The sequence below is a fragment of the Synechococcus sp. CS-1329 genome, assembly GCF_025128055.1.
Taxonomy (GTDB): domain Bacteria; phylum Cyanobacteriota; class Cyanobacteriia; order PCC-6307; family Cyanobiaceae; genus Regnicoccus_A.
On the sequence record NZ_JAHLYS010000007.1, the window covers coordinates 25,149 to 49,459 of the forward strand.

Annotated in this window: 28 protein-coding genes; 15 read left to right on the forward strand and 13 right to left on the reverse strand. The window is 66.3% G+C overall.

Annotated features, from left to right (window positions below; all coding sequences use genetic code 11):
- Positions 1-3: 3 nt before the first annotated feature.
- The 8 genes from KQ304_RS00970 to KQ304_RS01005 all read left to right on the forward strand — a co-directional run bounded on the left by KQ304_RS00970 (position 4) and on the right by KQ304_RS01005 (position 5,932).
- The gene (locus KQ304_RS00970) at positions 4-1,194 is read left to right on the forward strand and encodes a citrate synthase (RefSeq protein WP_259735259.1); all 1,191 of its coding nucleotides are present in this window, start codon (positions 4-6) and stop codon (positions 1,192-1,194) included.
- A 63-nt stretch (positions 1,195-1,257) separates the two neighbouring features.
- Positions 1,258-2,406 carry an NADH-quinone oxidoreductase subunit NuoH gene (gene nuoH / locus KQ304_RS00975; RefSeq protein ID WP_259735260.1) on the forward strand — a complete coding sequence of 383 codons (1,149 nt, stop codon included), beginning with the start codon at positions 1,258-1,260 and terminating at the stop codon, positions 2,404-2,406.
- Positions 2,407-2,506: 100 nt separating this feature from the next.
- A complete protein-coding gene (gene ndhI, locus KQ304_RS00980) occupies positions 2,507-3,118 on the forward strand; it encodes an NAD(P)H-quinone oxidoreductase subunit I (RefSeq protein WP_259735261.1) in 612 nt (203 codons plus the stop codon).
- On the forward strand, positions 3,118-3,744 hold the full coding sequence (locus tag KQ304_RS00985; RefSeq protein WP_259735262.1) for an NADH-quinone oxidoreductase subunit J: 627 nt from the start codon (positions 3,118-3,120) through the stop codon (positions 3,742-3,744). Before ndhI ends, KQ304_RS00985 begins: the two co-directional genes overlap by 1 nt.
- A gap of 2 nt (positions 3,745-3,746) precedes the next feature.
- Positions 3,747-4,073 (forward strand): NADH-quinone oxidoreductase subunit NuoK, encoded by a 327-nt coding sequence (nuoK, locus tag KQ304_RS00990; RefSeq protein ID WP_259735263.1) that lies wholly within the window; start codon positions 3,747-3,749, stop codon positions 4,071-4,073.
- A 54-nt stretch (positions 4,074-4,127) separates the two neighbouring features.
- On the forward strand, positions 4,128-5,087 hold the full coding sequence (locus KQ304_RS00995; RefSeq protein WP_259735264.1) for an NAD(+) kinase: 960 nt from the start codon (positions 4,128-4,130) through the stop codon (positions 5,085-5,087).
- A gap of 61 nt (positions 5,088-5,148) precedes the next feature.
- The gene (locus tag KQ304_RS01000) at positions 5,149-5,697 is read left to right on the forward strand and encodes a CYTH domain-containing protein (protein WP_259735265.1); all 549 of its coding nucleotides are present in this window, start codon (positions 5,149-5,151) and stop codon (positions 5,695-5,697) included.
- A gap of 49 nt (positions 5,698-5,746) precedes the next feature.
- Positions 5,747-5,932: a hypothetical protein gene (locus KQ304_RS01005; protein ID WP_259735266.1), complete on the forward strand. Its 186-nt coding sequence runs from the start codon at positions 5,747-5,749 to the stop codon at positions 5,930-5,932.
- Here the strand turns inward: KQ304_RS01005 and KQ304_RS01010 are convergent.
- Positions 5,923-6,192, reverse strand: a complete 270-nt coding sequence (locus tag KQ304_RS01010; protein ID WP_259735267.1) for a LuxR C-terminal-related transcriptional regulator — start codon at positions 6,190-6,192, stop codon at positions 5,923-5,925. The genes KQ304_RS01005 and KQ304_RS01010 overlap by 10 nt on opposite strands.
- Before the next feature lie 77 nt (positions 6,193-6,269).
- Here KQ304_RS01010 and KQ304_RS01015 point away from each other — a divergent pair, with 77 nt between their 5' ends.
- Positions 6,270-7,196, forward strand: a complete 927-nt coding sequence (locus KQ304_RS01015) for a methylenetetrahydrofolate reductase (RefSeq protein ID WP_259735268.1) — start codon at positions 6,270-6,272, stop codon at positions 7,194-7,196.
- On the opposite strand, the gene KQ304_RS01020 is transcribed toward KQ304_RS01015, so the two are convergent.
- The 6 genes from KQ304_RS01020 to KQ304_RS01045 all read right to left on the reverse strand — a co-directional run bounded on the left by KQ304_RS01020 (position 7,177) and on the right by KQ304_RS01045 (position 14,515).
- Positions 7,177-8,361: an NDP-sugar synthase gene (locus KQ304_RS01020; protein ID WP_259735284.1), complete on the reverse strand. Its 1,185-nt coding sequence runs from the start codon at positions 8,359-8,361 to the stop codon at positions 7,177-7,179. The genes KQ304_RS01015 and KQ304_RS01020 overlap by 20 nt on opposite strands.
- Positions 8,362-8,410: 49 nt before the next feature.
- Positions 8,411-9,292 (reverse strand): segregation/condensation protein A, encoded by an 882-nt coding sequence (locus KQ304_RS01025; protein WP_259735269.1) that lies wholly within the window; start codon positions 9,290-9,292, stop codon positions 8,411-8,413.
- Between the two features lie 63 nt (positions 9,293-9,355).
- On the reverse strand, positions 9,356-9,730 hold the full coding sequence (locus KQ304_RS01030; RefSeq protein WP_259735270.1) for a LapA family protein: 375 nt from the start codon (positions 9,728-9,730) through the stop codon (positions 9,356-9,358).
- Positions 9,731-9,890: 160 nt separating this feature from the next.
- Positions 9,891-11,480, reverse strand: a complete 1,590-nt coding sequence (locus KQ304_RS01035) for an NAD(P)H-quinone oxidoreductase subunit 4 (RefSeq protein ID WP_399228064.1) — start codon at positions 11,478-11,480, stop codon at positions 9,891-9,893.
- 206 nt (positions 11,481-11,686) lie between these two features.
- On the reverse strand, positions 11,687-13,708 hold the full coding sequence (locus KQ304_RS01040) for an NAD(P)H-quinone oxidoreductase subunit 5 (RefSeq protein WP_259735271.1): 2,022 nt from the start codon (positions 13,706-13,708) through the stop codon (positions 11,687-11,689).
- A gap of 105 nt (positions 13,709-13,813) precedes the next feature.
- Entirely contained in the window at positions 13,814-14,515 is a 702-nt protein-coding gene (locus KQ304_RS01045; RefSeq protein ID WP_259735286.1) for an NnrU family protein, read from the reverse strand.
- 237 nt (positions 14,516-14,752) lie between these two features.
- Between KQ304_RS01045 and KQ304_RS01050 the strand changes: the two genes are divergently transcribed.
- The gene (locus tag KQ304_RS01050) at positions 14,753-15,754 is read left to right on the forward strand and encodes a LysR family transcriptional regulator (RefSeq protein WP_259735272.1); all 1,002 of its coding nucleotides are present in this window, start codon (positions 14,753-14,755) and stop codon (positions 15,752-15,754) included.
- Between the two features lie 13 nt (positions 15,755-15,767).
- Here the strand turns inward: KQ304_RS01050 and KQ304_RS01055 are convergent, their stop codons facing one another.
- Together KQ304_RS01055 and KQ304_RS01060 are read right to left on the reverse strand one after the other, a co-directional pair.
- The gene (locus tag KQ304_RS01055; protein WP_259735273.1) at positions 15,768-16,478 is read right to left on the reverse strand and encodes a DUF3172 domain-containing protein; all 711 of its coding nucleotides are present in this window, start codon (positions 16,476-16,478) and stop codon (positions 15,768-15,770) included.
- Positions 16,475-16,825: an NAD(P)H-quinone oxidoreductase subunit M gene (locus KQ304_RS01060; protein ID WP_259735274.1), complete on the reverse strand. Its 351-nt coding sequence runs from the start codon at positions 16,823-16,825 to the stop codon at positions 16,475-16,477. Before KQ304_RS01060 ends, KQ304_RS01055 begins: the two co-directional genes overlap by 4 nt.
- Positions 16,826-16,959: 134 nt before the next feature.
- Between KQ304_RS01060 and pds the strand changes: the two genes are divergently transcribed.
- Complete coding sequence (gene pds / locus KQ304_RS01065; protein WP_259735275.1) at positions 16,960-18,354, forward strand: 15-cis-phytoene desaturase; 1,395 nt, start codon at positions 16,960-16,962, stop codon at positions 18,352-18,354.
- A 5-nt stretch (positions 18,355-18,359) separates the two neighbouring features.
- Positions 18,360-19,289: a phytoene synthase gene (locus KQ304_RS01070; RefSeq protein WP_399228066.1), complete on the forward strand. Its 930-nt coding sequence runs from the start codon at positions 18,360-18,362 to the stop codon at positions 19,287-19,289.
- On the opposite strand, the gene KQ304_RS01075 is transcribed toward KQ304_RS01070, so the two are convergent.
- The 3 genes from KQ304_RS01075 to KQ304_RS01085 all read right to left on the reverse strand — a co-directional run bounded on the left by KQ304_RS01075 (position 19,240) and on the right by KQ304_RS01085 (position 22,087).
- Entirely contained in the window at positions 19,240-20,130 is an 891-nt protein-coding gene (locus KQ304_RS01075; RefSeq protein WP_399228068.1) for an alpha/beta fold hydrolase, read from the reverse strand. The two genes, KQ304_RS01070 and KQ304_RS01075, sit on opposite strands and share 50 nt — an antisense overlap.
- A gap of 166 nt (positions 20,131-20,296) precedes the next feature.
- Positions 20,297-20,728: an RNA-binding protein gene (locus KQ304_RS01080; protein ID WP_259735277.1), complete on the reverse strand. Its 432-nt coding sequence runs from the start codon at positions 20,726-20,728 to the stop codon at positions 20,297-20,299.
- 171 nt (positions 20,729-20,899) lie between these two features.
- Positions 20,900-22,087 carry a CCA tRNA nucleotidyltransferase gene (locus tag KQ304_RS01085; protein ID WP_311133874.1) on the reverse strand — a complete coding sequence of 396 codons (1,188 nt, stop codon included), beginning with the start codon at positions 22,085-22,087 and terminating at the stop codon, positions 20,900-20,902.
- A 97-nt stretch (positions 22,088-22,184) separates the two neighbouring features.
- Between KQ304_RS01085 and KQ304_RS01090 the strand changes: the two genes are divergently transcribed.
- From KQ304_RS01090 to KQ304_RS01100, 3 genes are read left to right on the forward strand one after another with little or no spacing between them, the layout of a single operon-like run.
- Positions 22,185-22,436: a Ycf34 family protein gene (locus tag KQ304_RS01090; protein WP_259735288.1), complete on the forward strand. Its 252-nt coding sequence runs from the start codon at positions 22,185-22,187 to the stop codon at positions 22,434-22,436.
- Positions 22,433-23,086, forward strand: a complete 654-nt coding sequence (gene tsaB, locus KQ304_RS01095) for a tRNA (adenosine(37)-N6)-threonylcarbamoyltransferase complex dimerization subunit type 1 TsaB (protein WP_259735279.1) — start codon at positions 22,433-22,435, stop codon at positions 23,084-23,086. The genes KQ304_RS01090 and tsaB overlap by 4 nt, the downstream gene beginning before the upstream one ends.
- Complete coding sequence (locus tag KQ304_RS01100) at positions 23,086-23,670, forward strand: YdcF family protein (protein ID WP_259735280.1); 585 nt, start codon at positions 23,086-23,088, stop codon at positions 23,668-23,670. Before tsaB ends, KQ304_RS01100 begins: the two co-directional genes overlap by 1 nt.
- Here KQ304_RS01100 and KQ304_RS01105 read toward each other — a convergent pair.
- Positions 23,585-24,301, reverse strand: coding sequence for a 1-acyl-sn-glycerol-3-phosphate acyltransferase (locus KQ304_RS01105; protein WP_259735289.1), 717 nt, complete (start codon positions 24,299-24,301; stop codon positions 23,585-23,587). The genes KQ304_RS01100 and KQ304_RS01105 overlap by 86 nt on opposite strands.
- Between the last annotated feature and the right edge of the window lie 10 nt (positions 24,302-24,311).

The following is a 24,311-nucleotide window of genomic DNA, read 5'->3' on the forward strand; positions in this document are numbered from 1 at the left end:
ACGATGCCAATGGTGGTGGATGCAAACCGGGTTGCGTCCGATGTGGCGCCCGTCTTCCGTCCCGGGCTGGAGGGTGTGCCGGCGACCCAGTCGGCCATCTGCGACATCGATGGCCTCCAGGGCCTGCTCACCTACCGCGGCTATCCCCTGGAGGAACTGGCGGCCTCCAGCACGTTCCTTGAAACCGCCCACCTGCTGATCTGGGGTGAGCTGCCCACCACCGAGCACCTGCGGGCGTTCGAGCACAACGTGCAGATGCACCGGCGGGTGAGCTTCCGCATCCGCGACATGATGAAGTGCTTCCCGGCCGACGGGCACCCCATGGACGCGCTGCAGTCGAGCGCGGCTTCCCTGGGCCTGTTCTATTCCCGTCGGGCCCTGGATGATCCCGCCTACATCGAGGCGGCGGTGGTGCGCCTGATCGCCAAGATCCCCACGATGGTGGCCGCCTACCAGCTGATCCGCCTGGGCCAGGATCCGATTCAGCCCCGCGACGATCTCTCCTATTCCGCCAACTTCCTCTACATGCTCACCGAGCGGGAGCCCGACCCGCTGGCGGCCAGGATCTTCGACCAATGCCTGATCCTGCACGCCGAGCACAGCCTCAACGCCAGCACCTTCAGCGCCAGAGTCACCGCCAGCACCCTCACCGACCCCTACGCCGTGGTGGCCTCGGCGGTGGGCACCCTGGCCGGCCCGCTCCACGGTGGTGCCAACGAAGACGTGCTGGCCATGCTCGAGCAGATCGGCAGCGAAGACCGGGCGGAGGCCTGGCTGGATCGGGCCATCGCCGAGAAGCAGAAGATCATGGGCTTCGGCCACCGGGAATACAAGGTCAAGGACCCCCGGGCCGTGATTCTCCAGGGGCTGGCTGAGCAGCTGTTCGATCGCTTCGGCCACGACGGCATGTACGACGTGGCCCGGCGGGTGGAGGAGGTGGCCTCCGAGCGGCTGGGGCCCAAGGGCATCTATCCCAACGTCGATTTCTATTCCGGGCTGGTGTACCGCAAGCTGGGCATCCCCAGGGACCTGTTCACGCCGATCTTCGCCATCGCCCGGGTGGCCGGCTGGCTGGCCCACTGGAAGGAGCAGCTGGGGGCTAACCGCATTTACCGGCCCACCCAGATCTATACCGGTGCTGCCCGCAGGACTTGGTTGCCTCAGGATGCCCGCAATGCCCTGCCAGGCGTTTAAGTTGCCCCCATCTCAGCTCAACGCGGAGTTGCCACGGTGTTGATCGACCCGGCACCAGTTCCCTTGACCACCAGCTGGCCAGCCCTGGCTGTTGTCGGGCCTGGTCTCGACCTTCAGTCCAGTTTCACCAGTGCCATGGAGGGCTTCGGCCTGAGCCAGGGCACAGCCCATCTGCTCTGGCTGCCCCTGCCGATGCTGCTGGTGCTGGTGGCTGCCGTCATCGGCGTGCTGGTCAACGTCTGGCTGGAGCGCAAGATTTCGGCTGCTGTGCAGCAGCGGATCGGCCCTGAATATGCCGGCGCCCTCGGGGTGCTCCAGCCCATGGCCGACGGCCTCAAGCTGCTGTTCAAGGAAGATGTCATCCCCCGTCGTGCCGACGGCCTGCTCTTCACCCTCGGCCCGGTGCTGGTGCTGGTGCCGGTGATCCTGTCCTGGCTGGTGGTGCCCTTCGGGCAGAACTTGCTGATCAGCGATGTGGGCATCGGCGTCTTCCTCTGGATCGCCCTGAGCAGCATCCAGCCGATCGGGCTGCTGATGAGCGGCTACGCCAGCAACAACAAATATTCCCTGCTGGGCGGCCTGAGGGCCGCCGCCCAGTCGATCAGCTATGAGATCCCCCTCGCTCTAGCTGTGCTGGCGGTGGTGATGATGAGCAATTCGCTCAGCACCGTTGACATCGTCAACCAGCAGAGCGGGGCCGGAATCCTCAGCTGGAACATCTGGCGCCAGCCGGTGGGCTTCCTGATCTTCTGGATCTGTGCCCTGGCTGAATGTGAACGCCTCCCCTTCGACCTCCCCGAGGCCGAGGAAGAGCTGGTGGCCGGCTATCAGACCGAATACGCCGGCATGAAGTTTGCCCTGTTCTATCTGGGCAGTTACATCAACCTGGTGCTCTCGGCCCTGCTGGTGGCCGTTCTCTATCTCGGTGGCTGGGGATTCCCGATCCCGGTGGAATGGCTGGCCGGCGCTATGGGTCAGTCGGTGGATGCTCCTCTGGTGCAGGTGATCACCGGCTCCCTGGGCATCGTCATGACCGTGCTCAAGGCTTACCTGCTGGTGTTCATCGCCATTCTGCTGCGCTGGACCCTGCCGCGGGTGCGCATCGATCAGCTGCTGGATCTCGGTTGGAAGTTCCTTCTGCCGATTGCTCTGGTCAACCTGCTGGTCACCGCCGGCCTCAAGCTCGCCTTCCCCGCCTTTTTCGGCGGCTGAGCGCTCAGCCGGTCATCATGGGCGCAGTGCTCAGGTCCGGCTCCAACTTCAGCTTCAGCTTTTCAGCCCCCTGTCTTCGTTCCTCTCCGACTCCCCCGCCATGTTCGGATTCCTGCAAAAGGTCGGTGACTACACCAAGGACGCCGTCGGTGCGGCCAACTACATCACCCAGGGCCTTTCGGTCACGTTTGATCACCTGCGCCGCAGGCCGATCACCGTCCAATACCCCTACGAGAAACTGATCCCCTCCGAGCGTTACCGCGGCAGGATCCATTACGAATTTGACAAGTGCATTTCCTGTGAGGTGTGCGTGCGGGTCTGCCCGATCAACCTGCCGGTGGTCGATTGGGTGATGAACAAGGAGACCAAGAAAAAGGAACTCAAGAACTACTCGATCGATTTCGGGGTCTGCATCTTCTGTGGCAACTGTGTGGAGTATTGCCCCACCAACTGCCTCTCCATGACCGAGGAGTATGAGCTGGCGGCGTTTGATCGCCACAGCCTCAACTACGACAACGTCGCCCTGGGCCGCCTGCCCACCAGCGTCACCAGTGATCCGGCAGTGGTGCCCCTGCGCGAACTGGCTTACCTGCCCAAGGGTGAAATGGATCCCCATGGGGTGGACCCCGACCGGGCCAGGGCGGGCAAACTGCCCGAGCAGGTGCAGGCTGAGATGGCGGCTGCTGCGGCCAAGTCTGCGGAGAAGGCCTGATGACGATCGCGTCCGTCACCCAGCTCATTTGCTTCGTTGCCCTCTCCCTCACCTTGGTGCTGGGGTCGTTGGGAGTGGTGCTGCTGCCCAACATCGTCTACTCCGCGTTCCTCCTGGCAGGGGTATTTCTTTCAGTGGCGGGTCTCTACCTGATGCTGAATGCCAGTTTTGTTGCCGCCGCCCAGGTGCTCGTGTATGTGGGTGCGGTGAATGTGCTGATCCTGTTCGCGATCATGCTCGTGAACAAGAAAGAGGAGATGGCCGAGATTCCCGGCCTGCTGCTGCGGCGGGTGCTCTCGGGCGCCGTCTGCCTGGGTCTTTTCCTGCTGATCCTGCGGGTCGACCTCACCACCCCCTGGGCTGTGACCGGCCCCACCCCGCTCGCTGACGACTCCGCTGTTGTGATCGGCATTCATCTCTTCAGCGACTACTTGCTGCCCTTTGAGCTGGCTTCGGTGCTGCTGCTGATGGCGATGATCGGTGCGATCGTTCTCGCCCGCCGCGATGTGTTCAGCAGTGATGTGATCACCGGTGAGGCGGTCGACCAGGGCCTGATTGAAAAAGAACGGACTCCTCTGTTGCTGGAGAGCAACCCTGGAGAAACCACCTTGCTGGAGAAAGTCTGACCATGCCTGCCACCTCCTTCGACATTCCGCTCCAGGCCTATCTGGTGCTGGCTGCCATCCTCTTCTGTATCGGAGTCTGGGGTCTGATCAACAGCCGCAATGCGGTGCGGGTGCTGATGAGCATTGAGCTGATGCTCAATGCGGTCAACATCAATCTGATGGCCTTCTCCAGCTACATCGATGGTCAGGAGATCCGCGGGCAGGTCTTCACCATTTTCGTGATCACCGTGGCGGCTGCCGAAGCGGCGGTGGGCCTGGCGATTTTGCTCTCCCTCTACCGCAACCGCGAAACCGTCGACATGGAGCGTTTCAACCTGTTGCGCTGGTGAGATCTTCCGCCGCTGCGTCGCCACTGCGGCGGTTCGGGGTTCACCTCTGATTCCATGCAGCTCCAGCGCGTCTGGCTGATTGTTCGCTCCGGCAGCCAGGCGGCCCAGCGCCAGGCCAGGCGCTGCTGCGAAGACCTGCGTGCCCAGGGTGTTGCGGTCACGGTGGCCAGCAGCGGCGCCAGTGCCAACCCATTCCCGGGCCTCCTGGCCACGGAGCCTTGCCTGCCCGACCTCACCGTGGTGCTGGGCGGTGACGGCACCGTGCTGGGGGCGGCCCGTCACCTGGGTCCCCTGGGTGTGCCGATCCTCAGCTTCAACGTGGGTGGGCACCTGGGATTCCTCACCCATGAGCGCAAGCTGCTGGTGCTCAGCAGCACCTCCCTCGAGGACAACCTCTGGCAGCGGCTGCGCGATGACCGCTTCGCCCTCGAGCGCCGCATGATGCTGGAGGCCTTCGTTGATCACGGCGATGGAGTGCCCGAAGGCGATGAGCCCGAAGACCCCGCCAACGGCGGACCTCCCCGGCTGCACCGGGCGCTCAACGATTTCTATTTCCGTCCCTTCCTCGATGAGCTCTCGCCCACCTGCGTGCTGGAGCTGGAGATCGACGGGGAGGTGGTGGATCAGTTCCGCGGCGATGGCCTGATCATCGCCAGCCCCACCGGCTCCACCGGTTATGCGATGGCGGCGGGGGGACCGATCCTCCATCCCGGTATCGATGCGATCGTGGTCAATCCGATCTGCCCGATGAGCCTCTCCAGCCGGCCGGTGGTGGTGCCGCCGCGCTCGCAGCTGGCAATCTGGCCCCTGGGTGAGCCCAGTCGGCGGGTGAAGCTCTGGAAAGACGGTGCCCATGCCACGGTGCTGGAGCCGGGTGATCGCTGTGTGGTGCGGCGCTCCAGCCACTGCGCCCTGATGGTGGTGCTCCAGCAGAGCCCGTCCTATTACCGCACCCTCAGCCACAAGCTGCACTGGGCAGGCGACCTCACCTCCTCTGAACCCTCTGCCAACTGAGTGCAACAGCATCGGGGCTGGTCCTGGCGGCAGGATGGCCTGATCTGAGTGGGGGGCAACGGTGGCTCTGGAGATCGAGCGCCGCTTCCTTGTGAGGGGAACTGGCTGGAGGGAACACATCCTCTGGCGGCAGCAGCTGCGCCAGGGCTATTTGCAGGGTTCAGCCGATGGGGTGACCGTACGGGTGCGCCTGCAAGAGGAGTGCCGCGAGGCCGCGCAGGAGGCCAGAGCCTGGCTGACCCTCAAGGCCAGGGTCACCGCCATCACCCGGGCGGAATTTGAGTACCCGATCCCCGCCGCTGATGCCCGGGAACTGCTGGACCTGGCGGCGGCCAGCCTGAGCAAGGAGCGCTATGGGCTTGATCTGCCTGGCGGCGATTGGGTGCTGGATGTGTTCGAGGCGGAGAACGCCCCCCTGGTGGTGGCGGAGGTGGAGCTGGAGCGGGAAGACCAGGAGCTGGTGCTGCCGCCCTGGTGCCACCGGGAGATCACCGGACGCGGAGAGCTCAGCAATGCAGCCCTGGCCCGGCGCCCCTGGAGCCGCTGGCCGGCAGCGGAGCGGCTGGATCTTGGGGTTGAGGGCCTTTGTGACGAGAAAGACATCCGCTAGGATTTCGTTAAGGATTTCTCCTTAATTCACCCCTGCTCCAAGCCCGTCCGTGATCGGCCTCTACGACCACCAAGGTGTGCTCCGCTTCGCCGGCCGCGACACCGACGATTGCCTTGACTACGCCGACCTGTTCGGGCTCGGGCCCGACGGCTACAGCCTCATGTCACTCAGCGCCAGCGTTGAGCTGCCCCAGCTGCCGCAGGCACTCTCGGCTGGGGCTGGGGATCAGTCCTGAGGGCTGGGCAGATTGCAGCAGTTGAAGCCATCACGGCAGATCTTGCCGTTATCCATGGCCCAGTTCAGCAGGGCCACCCGGTTTTTGGCGCCGGTCTTGGTGAAGATATTGCTGACGTGGTTGTCGACGGTTCGCTTGCTGATCATCAGCTCCAGGGCGATTTCCTGGTTGGTCAGGCCCGTCGCGACCCGCTCAATGATTTCAAGCTCGCGTTCCGAAAGGCTGGAGCGCAGCTGGATGAGATGGTCTCGATCGGACATCCAAACTCCACACCTCCGCACCCCACTGTATGCAGCGATCGTTGACCGATGATGTGCCCTGAGCGAATCCCTGTCCCTTGCTTCTGCGCCAGGCCCTAGAGACCGGTCAGTTCGCCATCACGGCTGAGGTGACGCCGCCACGGGGGGGAGACCCCAGTCGCACCCTCGCGGTGGCAACAAAGTTGCGCGGATTGGTCCATGCCGTCAATGTCACCGACGGCAGCAGGGCCGTGATGCGCATGAGCAGCCTCGCCCTCTGCCGCCTGCTGCTTGAGGCCGGGCTTGAGCCCGTGCTGCAACTGGCCTGCCGCGACCGCAACCGGATTGCCCTTCAGGCCGATCTGCTCGGGGCCCATGCCCTCGGCATCCGCAATGTGCTCTGCCTCACCGGTGACCCCGTTCGCGCTGGAGACCAGCCGGGCGCCAGGGCCGTCAATGAGCTGGAGGCCGTGCGCCTGCTGCAATTGCTCAGCCGCCTCAACGATGGCCTTGATCCGGTGGCTGGGCTGCTGCCGGATGGACCCACGGCTCTGTTCCCCGGAGCTGCGGCCGACCCCCAGTCGACCAGCTGGAGTGGGCTGCGGACCCGGGTGGCGCGCAAGCAGGCGGCCGGCGCGCGCTTCCTGCAGACCCAGATGGTGATGAACAGCGAGGCCCTGCGTCGTTTCTGTGGCGAGATCAGCGAGCCGCTGGGCCTGCCGGTGCTGGCGGGGGTGTTTCTGCTCAAATCGGCGCGAAACGCGGCCTTCATCAACCGCGTGGTGCCGGGCGCCTCGATTCCCCAGTCGATCATCGACCGGCTGGCGGCCTCAGCGGACCCGGCGGCCGAGGGGGTGGCCATCGCTGCTGAGCAGGTGCGCTCCTACAGCAGCATTGCCCAGGGGGTTCACCTGATGGCGGTGAAGGCGGAGGAGCGCATTCCCCGGATTCTGGCCGAGGCGGGTGTTTCAGCCCCTGCTGGACTGGGGCTGGAGGAGATCAGGATCAGCTCTCGCCCGCGCTGAGGGCCAGATCGGTGCCGAGGAGATCAGCCATGGCCTTCTGCTGGGGTGAGGGCTGACCCACGTCCTGGCGGCGCACGTCGGTGATCAGCCAGTCGAGGGAGGCCTCCTGCAGATCGAAGTGGTCGCCGTTGCGATCGACGCAATAGCGGCCGAACACCAGCTTCTCCACCAGGCGCACGCCGGCACCGATGCGGGAATAGTCGAAGATGATCGAGTTGTCGATCGTGGCGCCTTCGCAGATGTGGCAGCTCGGTCCGATCATCGCCGGCCCCACGATCGTCACCCCCGGATCGATGCGGGTCATGCCGCCCACGTAAATGGGTCCGGTCACATTGATCTTGTCCCAGTCGGCGGCCACGTTCAGGCCAGTGAAAATCCCCGGACGCACTTCCCGGCCAGGCACCTGCACCTGGCGCACCTTGCCCTCGAGCACGCTGCGGATCGCTTGCCAATAGTCGGGCACCTTACCGATGTCCACCCACTCGAAATCCATCGGCAAGGCATAGAAGGGGGCCTTGGCGGCCACCAACCGTGGGAAGAGGTCGGCGCCGATGTCGAAGGGAATGCCGGCGGGGATGTGATCGAGAACCTCCGGCTCGAAGATGTAGATGCCGGTGTTGATCATGTCGCTGGCGGCGTCTTCGAGGGAGGGCTTCTCCTGGAAGCTCAGCACCCGGTTGTCCTGGTCGGTGACGACAACGCCATAACTGCTCACCTGATCCTTGGGCACCCTCTTGGTGATCAGGGAGGCCATCGCCCCTTTCTCCTTGTGGCGGCGCACCGCCTCGGTGAGATCGAGATCGATTAGGGCATCGCCGCAGAGCACCACGAAGGTGTCGTCGAAGAAGGGTTGAAACGTCTGGATCTTCTTGAGACCACCGGCTGAGCCCATGGCGGCGCCGATCAGTTCACCGTCTTCGATGCGCCCTTCAAAGCTGTAGGCGATCTCCACGCCGAAGCGCTGCCCATCTCTGAAATAGTTCTCGATTTCCGCAGCCAGGTGTGAAACATTGACCATGACTTCGGTGAACCCGTGCTGACGCAGCAGTTCCAGCAGAAACTCCATCACGGGTTTCTGCAGAATCGGGATCATCGGTTTGGGAATCGTGTGGGTGATGGGCTGCACCCTGGTTCCCCTGCCGGCCGCGAGGATCATGGCCTTCATGGGCACCTGTCCGCTTGTGATCAGATTCAAGGAATCCTAATGAAGAGCCTCAGGCAGCCTGCGCTTCCCGAGCCGGAGACGGAGCTGGCCCCAGCCCCTGGGGCTGGGCGGAGGGCAGCCTGGTGACCCCTTCCTCGAGGCAGCCCCTGAGGAACAGGGGCCCGAACAGATCGGCCCCCTGGTGCAGGTCGACCTTGCCCTGGGAGCAGAGGAAGAGCAGAGCCCAGAACACTCCCACCCGGTCCTGGTCCAGGTCGGACGGGGCGGCCTCGGCCCAGGCTGCCACCAGCTCCTCGAAGTCCACCCAGTCGCTGGCGGCCTGCCACTGCAGCAGGAAGTGGCTGAGGGCGGCGGTGGTCTCCGGCAGTTTCTCCCGGTGGGCCAGGGCGGCCACCTGCTCGATCGCCGCCCGCTCGCTATAGCGCCGCCCGCGCTGTCTGCCGCGCCCGCCCGCATCCCCCTGCTCCAGCCGCTCGGCGATGTCCTCCAGCTGGCGGATCAGTTCCCCCAGGGTCACGGGACGCTGCAGAGGAGGTGGCGCCACGGCCCGCCGCAGCAGGTGTCGCTCCGGCCGCCGCGGCAGCTGAAAGGAGAGCAACTCGAAAGGCTCAGCCTCCTCGTCGCCGAAGCTGAAAGCATCCAGCTCCGGTTCCGGCTCGGGCGGGAGGGTCTGCTGCTCAAGGACCTCGGCCTTGAGACTCACCAGGACGGAGGCCGCCAGGAAGGCCTCGCTGGTAACCGCCAGGTCGCTCTCGAAACTGCCCCCCTGGCCGGCTCTGCCCACCAGCCGTGGAGCACCGATCCGCTGGCGCAGCTGGTCGAGGAAGCCGTCGATCACGGCGATCACATCCACGTCCCAGGGATCGATCTCGCCACGCTCGGCGGCATCCTGCAGCAGGCGAATCGCCAGCCTGGCGCCTGCTTCAGCCAAGAACCTTCCCCATCTGAGCGAAACGTACCCCGCCTGCGGGCCCGCGGCCAGCGGGATCCGGGTTCAGGCCTCGTTGGCGGCGGGCTCAGGGCTCGGGGCTGAGCTCTGGCCGGCGGCCGGCAGCAGGCTCAACTGGGCATCCACCGTGGCCCGGTAGCGCTGAACGTCGGCTTCGAGTTCCTGGATCCGCACCTGCTGGGCCTCCAGCTCGCCCTGCTCCTGCAGCTCCTCCACCTTCTTGACCACGCCGGTCCAGACGGCGAACACCCAGGCGGCGGTGGCACCAATGCCTCCCACCACCAGCATCATCGCGGCCAGGGGCAGGGTGGCGCTGACCCCGGGCAGGAAGTGCACCGTGGTGGCGGCGGTGTTCTCCAGGGTGAACATCACCGTGGCCAGGCCAAAGCTGAAGATCAGCAGGAAGTTCAGCTGACGCATGATTCGAGACGCTTGGGACGAGGCGAAAGAATGAAGGTTGGTGGGCTGATGGCCCAGGACGGGCACAACTGGCTGGGAGCGTAGGCATCCCGCCAGGTCAGGGGGATGGGCGGGCTGCATCCGCAGAGTTTCGTAACCCAATCCTGAGGCCGCCGCCCTCTCAGGGCAGCAGCGGCGCCACCAGCAGGGGCTGTTGGGGCTCGAGGCCAGGACTGAGCAGGGCCAGGGGAGGGTTCTGACGGATCAGGCCCTGGCGTCCGGCTGGAATGATCCGGGCCAAGGAGGCCTCCTCCCGCTGCACGAGGGCCTCGATCGAAGCCCGGTAGGTGTCGGTGACGAGGCGGGGATAGAGGCCGATGCCGATGATCGGCACCAGCAGGCAGGAGATCACGTAGATCTCCCGTGGCTCCGCGTCCACCAGCTTGGAGTGGGAGGCCAGCTCGGTGTTCTCCTTGCCGAAGAAGATCTCCCGCAGCATCGAGAGCAGATAGATCGGCGTCAGGATCACGCCCACCGCCGCCAGGGCCGCCATGACGATGCGGAAGCTGAGCGAGTAGGCCTCACTGGTGACGAAGCCTGCGAACACCATCAGCTCCGAGACGAAACCGCTCATGCCCGGCAGGGCCAGCGAGGCCAGGGAGCAGACGGTCCAGAGGGCGAACATCTTGCGCATCTTCTGACCCACGCCGCCCATCTCATCGAGCTGGAGGGTGTGGGTGCGGTCGTAGGTGGCGCCCACCAGGAAGAACAGGCTGGCGCCGATCAGGCCGTGGCTCACCATCTGGAGCATGGCGCCGCTGGTGCCGAGGGCACTGAAGCTGCCGATGCCGATCAGCACGAAGCCCATGTGGCTGATGGAGCTGTAGGCGATCTTGCGCTTGAGGTTGCGCTGGGCGAAGGAGGTGAGCGCCGCATAAATGATGTTCACCACCCCCAGCACCACCAGCAGGGGCGCGAACTGGGCGTGGGCATCGGGCAGCAGCTGCACGTTGAAGCGTAGTAGCGCGTAACCCCCCATCTTCAGCAGGATGCCGGCCAGCAGCATGTGCACCGGCGCGGTGGCTTCGCCGTGGGCATCGGGCAGCCAGGTGTGCAGCGGCACAATCGGCAATTTCACGCCGAAGGCGATCAGCAGGCCGGCGTAGGCCAGCAGCTCGAAGCGGGTGCCGAACTCCTTGGCGGCCAGGGCGGTGTACTCGAAGCTGGGGGGGCCGCCGCCCTGGAAGCCCATCGCCAGGGCCGCCAGCAGGATGAACACTGAGCCGCCGGCGGTGTAGAGGATGAACTTGGTGGCGGCGTACTGGCGCTTCTTGGCGCCCCAGATGGCCAGCAGCAGGTACACCGGCAGCAGCTCCAGCTCCCAGGAGAGGAAGAACAGGAGCATGTCCTGCACGGCGAAGACGGCGATCTGACCGCCGTCCATGGCCAGGATCAGGAAATAGAACAAGCGCGGCTTGAAGGTGACCGGCCAGGCCGCCAGCACCGCCAGGGCAGTGATGAAGCTGGTGAGCAGGATCAGGGGCATCGAGAGCCCATCGGCGCCCACCGACCAGGCCAGACCCAGCTTGGGCACCCATTCCACCCGCTCGATCAGCTGCAGGCCGGCCACGGAGGGGTCGTAACCGTTGAGGTAGGCGCCGGCGGTGACCAGGAAGGTGACCAGAGCGACGCCAAGGGCGTACCAGCGGATCGTCTTGCCGTCGCCTGGATCCGGGATGAAGGGAATCAGCAGGGCCGCGGCGATCGGCATCAGGATCGAAACGCTCAGCCAGGGGAAGGCTGTGGCGGGGGCATCGCCCAAGGCCGCAAGGGCACCCGTGGCAACGGCAGGATCGAGCGGCACGGAGGCAGAAATCAGGTCTGGGCGGAGTGTAGAAATACCTGCCGCTCAGGCCGCCTTCAGATAAGGGATGACACACACAGTCCGCTGGGGGCGAGCGGTGGGATGGCCCCTGCTCAGAAGCTGCTGAACAGCACCACCAGGGCGATCACGCCCCCGAACACGATCAGGGCATAGAACTGGGCCCGGCCGGTTTCGAAGTACTTCAGGCCTTCGCCGCTGCCCAGGGTCAGCAGGCCGGTGAGGTTGACCACCCCGTCCACCACCTTGGCATCCACTTCCAGCACCTGACGGGCCAGCTTGCGGCTGCCACGCACGAACAGCCTGTCGTTGATGTCGTCGAGGTACCACTTGTTGGCCAGAAAGGTGTTGATGCTGGGGAAGCGGGCGGCCACCAGGGTGGCCAGATCCAGCTTGTGCAGCGAGTAGGCCAGCACGGCAATGGTGATGCCGGTGATCGAGACCGCCACCGAAGCCCCCGCCAGGGGCAGGAATTCGGCCCAGGAGAAGTGCTCCGCCATCTCAGCGGCCTCCTCGGGATTGAGCAGGCCGGCGAAACGGCTGTTCCAGGGGGTGCCCAGCAGGCCGATCAACACTGACGGCACCGCCAGGATCGCCAGGGGCAGGGCCATCTGCCAGCCGGACTCATGGGGGTGGCTGGCGTGCTGGCCATGGCCGGCGCCCTCGCCCTCCGCCTCGGTCCCAGGGGCCGACTTGCCGGCCTCCTGGAGCAGCTGGGCCCGAACGACCGCATCGTTGCCGCGGAACTCGCCCTCGAAGGTGAGGAAGTAGAGCCGGAACATGTAGAAGGCGGTCATGCCGGCGGTGAGGAAGCCCACCACCCAGAGCAGCGGATAGGTGTTGAACGCCTGGCCGAGGATCTCGTCCTTGCTCCAGAAGCCCGCCAGGGGCGGAATGCCGCTGATGGCCACACAGCCGATCAGGAAGGTGGTCGATGTCACCGGCATGAATTTGCGCAGGCCGCCCATCAGGCGCATGTCCTGGGCCAGCACTGGCTCATGGCCCACCACCTCCTCCATGGCGTGGATCACCGAGCCGGAGCCCAGGAACAGCATCGCCTTGAAGAAGGCATGGGTGACCAGGTGGAACATGCCGGCCACCGGAGCACCGCAGCCCATGGCCAACATCATGTAACCCAGCTGACTCACGGTGCTGTAAGCCAGGCCCTTCTTCAGGTCCATCTGGGTGAGGGCGATCGAGGCCCCCAGGAAGCAGGTGATCGTGCCCACCACGGCAATCACCACCTGCACTTCGGGGAAGGGGGCATAGACCGGCTGCAGCCGAGCCACCAGGAACACGCCGGCCGCCACCATCGTGGCGGCATGGATCAGGGCCGAGATGGGGGTGGGGCCCTCCATGGCGTCGGGCAGCCACACGTGGAGGGGGAACTGGGCCGACTTGGCCATCGGACCCATGAACACCAGCAGGCAGAGCAGCACGGCCGCACCGTTGGAGAGGCTGCCGCTGGCCACGGCCTCGGAGAGACGAGCGCCGATTTCCTCAAAGCCGAAGGCACCGGTGGCCCAGAACAGACCGAGGATGCCCAGCAGCAGGCCGAAATCACCGACCCGGTTCACCACAAAGGCCTTCTGGGCGGCGTTGGCGGCTCCATCACGGTCGTACCAGAAGCCCACCAGCAGGTAGGAGCACATGCCCACCAGCTCCCAGAACACATAGATCTCCAGCAGGTTCGGGCTGATCACCAGACCGAGCATTGAGCTGCTGAACAGCGCCAGATAGGTAAAAAAGCGCACATAGCCCTTGTCGTGGGCCATGTAGCCATCGGAATACACCATCACCAACAGAGCGATGGTGGTGACCAGCGAGAGCATCACGGCACCGAGGGCATCCACACGGAAACCCATCTGCAGATTGAAACTGCCGGCGCTGGCCCAGTCGAAGAGCACTTCGGTGGCGGGAGCCCCGGCCAGCTGCTCCGCCAGCACAGCGAAACTGAGCACGGCGGCAGCCCCGACGCAGCTGAGCAGCAGCAGGGCCACCGGCTTACGCAGCCGGTTGACGGTTCGATTGAAGCTGATCAGGCCGAGGCCGGTGATGGCCGCCCCCGCCAGGGGCAACACGGGGATCAACCAGACAAGTTCGGCAGCCGACGTCATCCAGCTCAGGGTGCGGGCTACCGGAGTGTAGGCAGCTCGCCTCGCTGGCCTCGGTCTGTGTGTTGGACCGCGATCAGGTGCCCAGGGACGGCGCCAGGGGGCACCTCAGCCCAGCAGCCGCCCCAGGGGTCCCCCCAGAAACGCCCCGGCCGCCAGGCCCAGGAAGCGGTGGCTCCACCACAGCAGGGCGATGGCGATGACGATCCCCAGCTGGGACGGCCGCAGGAATTCAGCCCAGACCAGCTGCTGGCGGCCGTCGAGCACGGCGCGGAAAGGAATCACTGAGGTGTTGGCGCGCAGCTCCTCGAAGGCCTCACCGAAGCGCTCCCGCAGCCGCCTGTCGCCATGCCAGACCGCGAACAGGTGGTGGCCGATCAGGCCAGCACAGGTGACCAGCATGAAGCTGCTGCCGATCCAGAGCAGGTGAGTGGCGCACCAGAGCACCTGCCCCACCGCCTGGGGATGGCGGCTGATGCGGATGATCCCGCTGGCATAGAGGCGCACCTGCGGCTTCAGCAGTGCCGGAATCTCCAGCAGGTTGTAGGTGGCCGGGTAGAGAAAAAAGAAGCTGATGGCGGTGCCCACCCAGACCAGCGGGATCAGCCCTGGGGTGCCCTGGAGGTTCCAGAGCCGCACGCCCTCATAGCGGTGGGCGATGAAATAGCCCACCACCACCACGGCCGCCGGGATGCTCACCGCAGCGAACAGCAGGCGCCACAGCCGCGCCCCCAGGCGCTGTTCCGCCCGGGCCCTGAGGGCTGCGCCGCCGCTGTGGAGCACGGCAAACCCCAGCAGCAGGGCGAGCATCACCAGGCTGGAGCGGTGTTCCGGCGGCACGATCCCGAAGCCGGCGCCAGGGCTGGCGGCGAGAGCGGCGGTGAACAGGGCGAAGCAGGGCGGGGACGGGGCCAAGAAGCCTCAGCGGAAGCGGCGATTCTGGCGGAGGTGTCATTCCATCCCGGCCTGGCGGGGAGGCCCAGGGTCGCAGGAGTTTCCCCTTTAGAGTTCTGCCTTCCAGCCGGAGCCAGGCCCAGGGCCCATCCCATGGCTGATCTGCCCTTCACCCTCGATCAGCTGCGCATCCTGCGCGCCATCGCCAGCGAGGGCAGCTTCAAGAAGGCTGCCGACAGCCTTTACGTCACCCAGCCGGCGGTGAGTCTGCAGATCCAGAATCTGGAGAAGCAGTTGGATGTCTCTCTGTTCGATCGCGGCGGGCGCAAGGCGCAGCTCACCGAAGCCGGTCACCTCCTGCTCAGCTACTGCGACCGGATCCTTAGCCAGTGCCAGGAGGCCTGCCGCGCCCTTGATGATCTCCACAACCTGCGCGGTGGCTCCCTGATTGTGGGGGCCAGCCAGACCACGGGCACTTATCTGATGCCCCGCATGATCGGCCTGTTCCGCCAGAAATACCCCGATGTCTCGGTGCAGCTGCAGGTGCACAGCACCCGCCGCACCAGCTGGAGCGTGGCCAATGGCCAGATCGATCTGGCGATCATCGGCGGAGAGTTGCCCACCGAACTGGCTGACCTGCTCCAGGTGGTGCCCTACGCCAACGACGAACTGGCCCTGGTGCTGCCGGTGAAGCACCCCCTGGCGCGGCTGCCGGAGCTGCACAAGGACGACCTCTACCGCCTCGGCTTCGTCTGCCTCGACGCCCAGTCGACCACCCGCAAGATGGTGGATCAGCTGTTGGCACGCTCGGGTCTGGAGGTGCAGCGCCTCAAGATCGAGATGGAGCTCAACTCCTTTGAGGCGATCAAGAACGCCGTGCAGTCGGGCCTCGGTGCTGCTTTCCTGCCGGTGGTCTCGATCGAGCGCGAACTGGCCACGGGCAGCCTCTACCGCCCGACCGTCTCGGATCTGCTGGTGCGCCGTCAGCTCAAGTTGATCACCCATCCCGCCCGCTACTGCTCCAGGGCGTCTGAGGCCTTCCGCCGCGAAGTGCTGCCGGTGTTTGCCAGCCCCGACAGCCCCCTGCGCCAGCCCGCGGTACGGCCAGCGGCCACCCCGGTGGAGGCCGTGGCCCAGGCGGCCTCGGCCTCCTGAGCCAGCGCTTCGATCAGAACTGCCCGGCTTCGGGGGTGAGGCCGGCGGCATCGTCGGCAATGCCCCTGGTCTGGAACTTGTTGCCGCTGATGTCGGTCTGGTAGACGCAGCGCACGATGGGCTTGTCGCGGATCGAGCCGATGTAGGCGAAGGTGTTCATCCGCTGCTTGCACTGACGCATCTGCTCGGAGGTGACAGCGCCCTCTTTCTGCAGCACGCTCCAGTTCTCCCGCCGGATCACGCAGCCTGGCTGCAGGGTGGGCTGGGTCACGAAGCTGCTGCTGGGGTTCATGGTGGTGTAGAGCTCCACATCCATCACGAAGGCACTGGCGCCCCACTGCTTGCAGAACTCGGGATCGGGCACCGCCAGATCCAGCTGCTGGCTGCTGGCGATGTTGCCCTGGTTGCCGGGGGTGTTGCTCGAGAGTGCCGTGCCGATGCCGATACCGACCACCAACACGCCGGCCAGCACGGCGATGGTGCCGACATTCAGCTGAATCGGACTGCCGCCGCCACCGCCACCACCGGGTCCACCGTTGTCCCCGGGGCCACCGCTGCCGCCGCCGCCACCGCGCTCGGCGGTGCGCCGGCCCCGGGGAGCCCGCTCGTAGGCCTCATAGGGATCGCGATCGCGCCCCTCAGCCGCTGGCATCGGGCGGGTTTCGCTGCCGCGGGCATAGCTGCGGCGGCCACCGTCTCCACGGCTGTATCTGGAGCGGGTCAAGGGGCCTCCGGGGTGCGGGGCAGGCCCATCGAGTAATTGAGCACGCGGGCGCCGGGGTTGTAGCGCAGCTCTCCGGCCTGGAGCAGCTGACGGATGAAGCCTTCGAGCTCCGAGCCGATGCGGCGCAGGTTGTATTCGCTCAGGTCGTGGCCGGCGCTGGCGGCCACCAGCTCACGGAAACGTTGCTGAACCTTGGCGAGCACAGGGGCGTCCCAGAGGAATTCATTGTCTGGATCAAGGTCCAGGGTCAGCTGGCTGGGATCAGCGATCAGTTCACCGTCCTCCACCCGGGCGGTGAACACCCGCACGTGGCGGGTGGTGGACTTGAGCAGGCTGGCATCGACCATGGCTGGGGGTCGTGGGCAGAGAGGGCGCCTCACGGATCTCGACTTTAGGAAGCCCAGCGGGCTCTGGGCCGGTGCCCGGGACGTCGTTGCCAGCGGCAGCCCTTTTATGGTTGCTGTTGACTTTTCGTTTTCCCATGCGCGTCGCCATCGCCGGTGCAGGCCTGGCCGGTCTCTCCTGCGCCAAATACCTCAGCGATGCGGGGCACACGCCTGTGGTCGTCGAGGCGCGCGATGTGCTCGGCGGCAAGGTGGCCGCCTGGCAGGACGAGGACGGTGACTGGTACGAAACCGGTCTGCACATCTTCTTCGGGGCCTACCCCAACATGCTGCAGCTCTTCGCTGAGCTGGGCATCGAGGACCGTCTGCAGTGGAAAGACCACGCGATGATCTTCAACCAGAAGGATTCGCCGGGCAACTACAGCCGCTTCGACTTTCCCGACCTGCCGGCACCGCTCAATGGTGTGGCGGCGATCCTCGGCAACAACGACATGCTGAGCTGGCCGGAGAAGATCCAGTTCGGCCTTGGGCTGGTGCCGGCGATGCTGCGCGGCCAGAATTATGTCGAAGAGTGTGACAAGTATTCCTGGTCGGAGTGGCTTGAACTTCATAACATTCCCAAGCGGGTGAATGATGAAGTGTTCATCGCCATGAGCAAAGCCCTGAATTTCATCAATCCTGATGAAATCTCCAGCACGGTGATTCTCACGGCGCTGAACCGCTTCCTCCAGGAGAAGAACGGCTCGAAGATGGCCTTCCTCGATGGCAACCCGCCCCAGCGCCTGTGTGAGCCGATCGTGGAGTGGGTCCGCGAGCGTGGCGGTGAGGTGCACCTCAACAGTCCCCTGCGCCAGATCGAGCTGGCAGGCGACGGCAGCGTCTCCGGCTTCCGGCTGGCTGGGGTGCAGGGGCAGGAGCCCCGCCTGCTGCAGGCCGACGCCTACGTCAGCGCCCTGCCGGTGGACCCGTTCAAGCTGCTGCTGCCCGAGCCCTGGAAGCAGCTGCCCTTCTTCGAGAAGCTGGAGGGCCTGCGGGGGGTGCCGGTGATCAACATCCACCTCTGGTTCGACCGCAAGCTCACCACGATCGATCACCTGCTGTTCAGCCGCTCCGACCTGCTCAGCGTCTACGCCGACATGAGCAACACCTGCCGCGAGTACGCCGATTCCGAGCGCTCGATGCTGGAGTTGGTCTTCGCGCCGGCTGAGGAGTGGATCGGCCGCAGCGATGAGGCGATCGTGGAGGCCACCTTGAGCGAACTGCGGCGGCTGTTCCCCGATCACTTCAGCGGCGACGACCAGGCCCAGCTGCGCAAGGCACGGGTTGTGAAGACACCGCTCTCTGTTTACAAGACGGTGCCAGGCTGCCAGCAACTGCGGCCGTCGCAGGACACGCCGATCGCCAATTTCTTCATGGCCGGTGACTACACCATGCAGCGCTACCTCGCCTCGATGGAGGGAGCTGTGCTGAGCGGCAAGCTCTGTGCTGAGGCCGTCAGCCACAGCCGGGCCAAGGCCCCCCTGGCGGTGTGACGGTGCTGGCTGCCTCCACCACGGTGTCCTGCCCTTCCCTGCCGACCCTGGAGGAGGCTTATCAATCCTGTCGGCAGGAAACAGCTCAGTGGGCCAAAACCTTCTATCTCGGCACCCTGCTGATGCCGCCGGCGAAGCGGCGGGCGATCTGGGCGATCTACGTCTGGTGCCGCCGCACCGACGAGCTGATGGACAGCCCCCAGGCTCAGGCCCTGCCGGTGGACTGCCTGGCCGAGCGGCTCGACCGCTGGGAGGAACGCACCCGTTCTCTGTTCGGCGGCCAGGTGCATGACGCCCTGGATCTGGTGATGGTGGACACCCTGCAGCGCTACCCCCAGCCGCTGCAGCCCTACCTCGACATGATCGAGGGCCAGCGCATGGATCTGCAACGCCACCGCTATGCCCGCTTCGAAGACCTGGAGCTCTACTGCTATCGGGTGGCGGGCACGGTCGGTCTGATGACCCAGGAGGTGATGGGCCTGGATCCCGCCTACACCTCAGCTCCCTGGAGCGAGCGGCCGGACACCTCCAGTGCGGCTGTGGCCCTGGGCATCGCCAACCAGCTCACGAACATCCTGCGGGATGTGGGCGAAGACCGCGCCCGTGGGCGCATCTATCTGCCCCAGGAGGATCTCGAGCGCTTCGGCTACTCCGAAGCCGACCTGCTGGCCGGCACCCTCAACGACAACTGGCGTGCCCTGATGGACTTCCAGTTAAGCCGGGCCCGTCAGTGGTTCGCCCGCTCCGAGGCCGGAGTGCGCTGGCTCTCCGCCGATGCCCGCTGGCCGGTGTGGGCCTCCCTGCGCCTGTATCGCGGCATTCTCGCGGTGATCGAGCAGCTCGACTACGACGTGTTCAGTCACCGCGCCTACGTGCCTCGGCCGCTCAAGCTGCTGGATCTTCCCTGTTCCTTTGTGATCGCTCAGTCGCGCTGAGCCACTCGATCAGGATTGGATTCACCAGTTGCGGAGCTTCGTCGTGGGGGCAGTGGCCCAGCCCCGGCAGCAGTCGCAGCTCACGGACGCAGCTGAACTGATCCGCCCACTGTCTGGCTTCAGCGGGATTTTCCCAGGGATCGAGTTCCCCCCAGATCATGCGCACCGGCAGGGCGCCCAGGCGCGCGAGGATCTCCGGGGCCAGGTGGTCGTCGAAGAGATTGACGAAGCCGCGAAAACTCTCCGGCGCCCCTGGATCGGTGCTGGGGCGAAAGAGCAGCTCCACCAGCGCCTCATCGATGTTGGCGCCGCTGGGATAGGCCATGGCCAGCACGCGCCGGATGAACGCGGGCCGCGCCAGGGTTCGGAACAGGGGGGTGATCAGCCAGCGCCGGCACACCAGTTGCTGAATCAGCGGCCGGCTGACGCGCTGGGGCCAGGGCAGCAGGGCCAGCCGTTTCTGATCAAGGGTCCGCTGGGCGCAATCGATCAGGATCACCTGCCGGGGCGCCAGGCCGCGGGCCATCAGCAGCTCACTGGCCCGCAGGGCCACCACTCCACCGATGGAGTTGCCCACCAGTTGCAGGCTGGGGGGCGGAGCGGTCGAGGTGGTGGCGTCGGCCAGGACCCAGGCGGCGAAGTCGGCCACCTGCTCGGCCCAGAGATCGAAGCCATAGGCGACGGCTCCAGCCCTGGCGGTTTCCCTGCGCAACTGGGAGCAGGGTTTGTCGCTGGAGCCGAATCCCAGCAGGTCGATGGCGTAGGTGGAGAAGTGCTTCCCCAGCTCGGGCAGGTTGTGGCGCCAGTGGCCACTGGAGGCTCCGAAGCCGTGGATCAGCACCACCACACTGGGGCCAGCCTGCGCTGATCGTCTCTGCCCCGGGCTCGGCAGCTGGCTTGTGAAGCCGATCGAGTGACCCCGCCAGCACCAGCGCTGCAGCGGGCGGGGGGCAACAACAACTGGATCAGTCACTCAGCAGGCCAGGGGCGCGAACGGAAGACCCGGCTCAGACAGCGGCGGTCTGGTTGGCCAGGAGCGCCTTGAGTTTGGCCAGTTCGCCGGACCAGCGGGGATCAGGGGCGCCTTCGGTGATGTCGTCGCTGTGGACCACCTTGTTGACGGCCTTGCGGGCCACGGTGGCGGTGGCGCCACCACTACGGCGATCGCTGCTGGGGGCTGCGCCGCGGGAATCGCGCCGCTCGGAGCGCTCGATGCGCAGGCTGTTGCCACCGAAGTCGCGGCCGTTGAGCTGCTCGATCACCGCGTCAGCCAGCTTCTCGTCGTCGACATTGGCGAAGCCGAAGCCGCGGCAGGCGCCCGTTTCACGGTCCTGCACGGTCTTGAAGCGCACGCCTTCACCGACGGCGGTGAACAGGGCGGTCAGTTCCTTGTCATCGAAGCTCTGTGGCAGGTTGCCGACGTAAAGACGAACGCTCATGAAACGAGGGAAGAAGGGGAAATGTTGGACCGATGGCGGAGTGTTGATCGATGAACAGGTTGGTCTGGAGAGCCAGTGGCTCGGAAATCCCTTGACGAAACCTCAGACGATCAGCCGATGCTTACGGGCGGTGTCAGGCTGTGAATGGATGCCTTTTCACAGTTCAGTAAATCATGCCGGGGTTCGCTTCAGCCAGAGACTGGCCTGAATCAGGGCGTCCTGCCGGCCCTGGATCCGGCCAAAGGCGGCTTCGAGCGTGAGGTGGGCCAGCAGCTCCCCCAGCCGCCGGGACGGGCTCAGCCCCAGCTGCTGCTGCAGGCAGCGGCCATCGATCGGTGGCCGGGGATGAAACAACGGGTCCTGGGGATTGCGCCAGCGCTTTAACCATTCCGCCGCCAGGTTGGTGGGAAAAAACAGCAGCAAAGCGGGAAGATCCGCCTCCAGTTGCTGATGAAGAATCAGCCGCTCCGCTTCACCCAGATCCCGCAGGCCGGCGACGACGCCATCGCTGCTGCTCAGCAGCTGCAGCAACCAGCGGCGCAACAGCCTGCAGCGCTGCTGCAGCTGACGGCTGCTGCGCAGGCGCTCCAGGGCTGGTGCATCCAGCACCCGCACCAGCCGGGCCAGGGGCAGGGCCCGGGCCGCCTCCGCGGGGGTCAGATCCAGCTCTGATCCACGCTGCTCAGCGGCTCCCCAGGCGGGCTGCGGCCAGACGGGCTGCGGGCCGATCGAGCGCCAGGGATCGAGCAGGCCGCAGCTGAGCGCCTCCTGCAGACCCACCTCCCCGCCCGCGGCCTGGGCCAGCTTCTCCAGTTCCTGCAGCACCCGCTCCGGCGCCACCTGGGTGATCCGGCCATGGTGGCGCTCGATCCAGCCACGGGTGCGCGGCTCCAGGCGGAAGCCCAGTTCCGTGGCCAGGCGCACTCCCCTCAGCATCCGCAGGGGATCCTCGAGCAGGTTGGCTTCCCGCACCGCCACCAGTTCTCCCCCCAGCAGATCCTCCAGTCCACCGGTGGGATCCAGCAGCTCAGCCCCTGGCGCCAGCGGCAGGGCCAGGGCATTCAGCCTGAAATCCCGCCTCCAGAGATCGCTCTCCAGGTCGTCCCCCACCTGGCGGGCCAGGTCCAGGCTCCAGCCGCGCAGCACCAGCCGGGCCATCGAGCGCTCGCCGTCGAGCACCACAACGCTGCCGCCGTGGCGACGACTCAGACTGTTGCAGAGGGCAATGGCATCGCCGGGCACCACCAGATCCAGATCGGGCCGAGGCCCCAGGCGTCCCAGCAGGCCATCGCGCACGGCGCCGCCCACCAGTGCCGTGCCGCTGGGGAAGGAGTGCGGGGGGCAGGGCCAGCTCTCCATGGCCAGCCCCTGGCGCAGCACGGCAGTGGCTGCAGCCCTGGTCCCCTCAGGGGCCTGCGCCCACTCCAGAATGGGAGCAGTGGAGGGCTTCGGCGGCATGTGCATCTGCGTCGACTGCCACTGGGTGGAGCGCTGTCAGGCCTATCACGCGGTGGAGAGGCAACACGGTGTGCAGCACCTCAGTGAAGACCCTGATTTCTGTCCCACGGCTCCGCGCATCCACGTGCAGGTGATGAGCCTGGAGGGAGATCAGGTGGGGGTGGAGTGGGACGTGCGGGCCTGCGCCAGCTTCCAGAGCGAGCCGGGTCGCTGGAGCCGCCTGCGCCCGGGTGAGAGGGTGCCGGCATGAGTGCTGTTCCCCCTTCCTGGCTGCTGGCGCTGCACAGCAGCAGCGAGATTCTGGGGCTGGGGCTGGCCGCCCTGGCACCTGCCCCTGGGGCGAGTCCCAGCATCAGCAGCCATCCCCTGGGTCGGCGCCTCTCCAACGACCTGCTGACCTGCGTTGAGCAGCTGCTGCCCGCTCCCCAATGGAGCCAGCTGGGGCGCCTGGCGGTGGCCACCGGTCCGGGCGGGTTCACCGGCACCCGGGTGACCGTGGTCTTTGCCCGCACCCTGGCCCAGCAGCTGGGGCTGCCCCTCGATGGCTTCAGCAGCTTCCTGCTGATGGCCCACCGCCTGCGCCAGCGGGCCGAGGTGGGCGACCAGCCCTTCTGGCTGTTGCAGGAGCTGCCGCGTCGCGGCATCGTGGCGGGTTGCTACGCCGTCGACGAGTGGGCACTGGGGGGAATCGCCGAGCGCGAGGCGCCACGCCTCTACGCCCAGCTGGACGATCTGCCTTCCGGCGCTCGGCTGCAGGCGCGGGTCGATCCAGCGGCCGACGTGGCCCAGCTGCTGCGGCTGAGTGGCTTGGCGGCGGCGGCGGGATCGGGGGCTCCCTGGGCCAGCGTGCTGCCCCTGTACCCCACCAGTCCGGTGGGCCCACCGCTGGGGCAGGCCTGATGCGACGGCTGCTGATGCTGGCCCTGCTGGCTGGTGCTCTGGTGTTGGTGACCCGTGGGCTGCTGCTGCCCAGCCTCGGCCGGCCCCAGTTGATCCTGGTGCTGGGTGGCGACATCGAGCGGGAGAAGCTGGCCGGCCGATTGGCCCACCGGGATGGGCTACCCCTGCTGGTGAGTGGTGGCAGCAATCCGGAATATGCCCAGTGGCTGTTCAGCCAGGAGGGGCTGGATCGCCGTCAGTTTCGCCTTGATTACCGCGCCCGCGACACCCTGGGAAACTTCACCACGGTGGTGGACGACCTTCAGCGCCTGGACATCCACCATGTGCTGCTGGTCACCAGCAGCGATCACATGGACCGGGCCCTGCTGGTGGGACGGATCGTGGCCGGCAGTCGGGGTATCCACCTCACTCCGGTGGCGGTGCCCTGCGGTGAGCGTTGCCTGCCGGAGGGGCGCCGCAAGGTCTGGGGCGACGGCCTCAGGGCCGCGGCCTGGGTGGTCACTGGTCGGGATCTGAGGGCATGGGCGGCAGAGCGGCTGGGGCCCGTCCTGGGGCCAGCAGGCCCTGATCCAGCAGGGCGTTGATCTGCTCCTGGCAGGCGGCGGTGGTGGCCAGCAGGTCGGCCCGGCGACGGCTGGCCGGAGGCGGGATGATCTGGCCGATGCGGATGTGGATCGGCACCAGCCTTGGGGTGCTCTGACCGGTGCCGAGGGCCCGGTGGCTGTTGATGATCGCCACCGGAAGCAGATGAGCCCCCGCCCTCGCCGCCAGCAGCGCCGCCCCCGGCTGCGGCTGGTTCACCCGCCCGTCCGGCTGGCGGGTGCCGTCGATGAACACACCGATGGCCCAGCCCTCCAGCAACCGGTCGGTGGCGATGCGGATGGCCTCGCGATCGCTGGCGCCACGGGAGACGGGATAGGCCCCGCAGGCGCGGATGATCGGCCCCAGCAGCGGCACCCGGAACAGTTCAGCCTTGGCCATGAAGGCCACCGGACGCCCGAGGGCGTGCCCCAGCAGGGGCGGATCCAGGTGGGAGCCATGGTTGGCGACCACCACCAGGGGCCCCTCCAACGGCACCAGGCCATTGCCTCTGGTGCGGCCTCTGAACAGCAGCCGGAACACTGGAAACACCAGCAGGTGACTGATCAGGCGATAGGTGAGGCTCGGCCTGGGGGTGAGCAGGGCCGGAGGCTCCGTCCGGCGGCGGCGGCGCAGACCGCGCCGC

Excerpts from the sequence above, each read along its gene's own strand:
- KQ304_RS01080 (WP_259735277.1), bottom strand. The coding sequence starts at position 20,728 with ATGAGCGTTCGTCTTTACGTCGGCAACCTGCCACAGAGCTTCGATGAC.
- ndhI (WP_259735261.1), top strand. The coding sequence starts at position 2,507 with ATGTTCGGATTCCTGCAAAAGGTCGGTGACTACACCAAGGACGCCGTC.
- KQ304_RS01060 (WP_259735274.1), bottom strand. The coding sequence starts at position 16,825 with ATGGTCGATGCCAGCCTGCTCAAGTCCACCACCCGCCACGTGCGGGTG.
- KQ304_RS01010 (WP_259735267.1), bottom strand. The coding sequence starts at position 6,192 with ATGTCCGATCGAGACCATCTCATCCAGCTGCGCTCCAGCCTTTCGGAA.
- tsaB (WP_259735279.1), top strand. The coding sequence starts at position 22,433 with ATGAGTGCTGTTCCCCCTTCCTGGCTGCTGGCGCTGCACAGCAGCAGC.
- KQ304_RS01050 (WP_259735272.1), top strand. The coding sequence starts at position 14,753 with ATGGCTGATCTGCCCTTCACCCTCGATCAGCTGCGCATCCTGCGCGCC.
- KQ304_RS01090 (WP_259735288.1), top strand. The coding sequence starts at position 22,185 with ATGTGCATCTGCGTCGACTGCCACTGGGTGGAGCGCTGTCAGGCCTAT.
- KQ304_RS01100 (WP_259735280.1), top strand. The coding sequence starts at position 23,086 with ATGCGACGGCTGCTGATGCTGGCCCTGCTGGCTGGTGCTCTGGTGTTG.
- KQ304_RS01035 (WP_399228064.1), bottom strand. The coding sequence starts at position 11,480 with ATGCCGATCGCCGCGGCCCTGCTGATTCCCTTCATCCCGGATCCAGGC.
- KQ304_RS01040 (WP_259735271.1), bottom strand. The coding sequence starts at position 13,708 with ATGACGTCGGCTGCCGAACTTGTCTGGTTGATCCCCGTGTTGCCCCTG.
- KQ304_RS00985 (WP_259735262.1), top strand. The coding sequence starts at position 3,118 with ATGACGATCGCGTCCGTCACCCAGCTCATTTGCTTCGTTGCCCTCTCC.
- KQ304_RS00995 (WP_259735264.1), top strand. The coding sequence starts at position 4,128 with ATGCAGCTCCAGCGCGTCTGGCTGATTGTTCGCTCCGGCAGCCAGGCG.
- pds (WP_259735275.1), top strand. The coding sequence starts at position 16,960 with ATGCGCGTCGCCATCGCCGGTGCAGGCCTGGCCGGTCTCTCCTGCGCC.
- KQ304_RS01030 (WP_259735270.1), bottom strand. The coding sequence starts at position 9,730 with ATGCGTCAGCTGAACTTCCTGCTGATCTTCAGCTTTGGCCTGGCCACG.
- KQ304_RS01020 (WP_259735284.1), bottom strand. The coding sequence starts at position 8,361 with ATGAAGGCCATGATCCTCGCGGCCGGCAGGGGAACCAGGGTGCAGCCC.
- nuoK (WP_259735263.1), top strand. The coding sequence starts at position 3,747 with ATGCCTGCCACCTCCTTCGACATTCCGCTCCAGGCCTATCTGGTGCTG.
- KQ304_RS01085 (WP_311133874.1), bottom strand. The coding sequence starts at position 22,087 with ATGGAGAGCTGGCCCTGCCCCCCGCACTCCTTCCCCAGCGGCACGGCA.
- KQ304_RS01045 (WP_259735286.1), bottom strand. The coding sequence starts at position 14,515 with ATGCTCGCCCTGCTGCTGGGGTTTGCCGTGCTCCACAGCGGCGGCGCA.
- KQ304_RS00970 (WP_259735259.1), top strand. The coding sequence starts at position 4 with ATGCCAATGGTGGTGGATGCAAACCGGGTTGCGTCCGATGTGGCGCCC.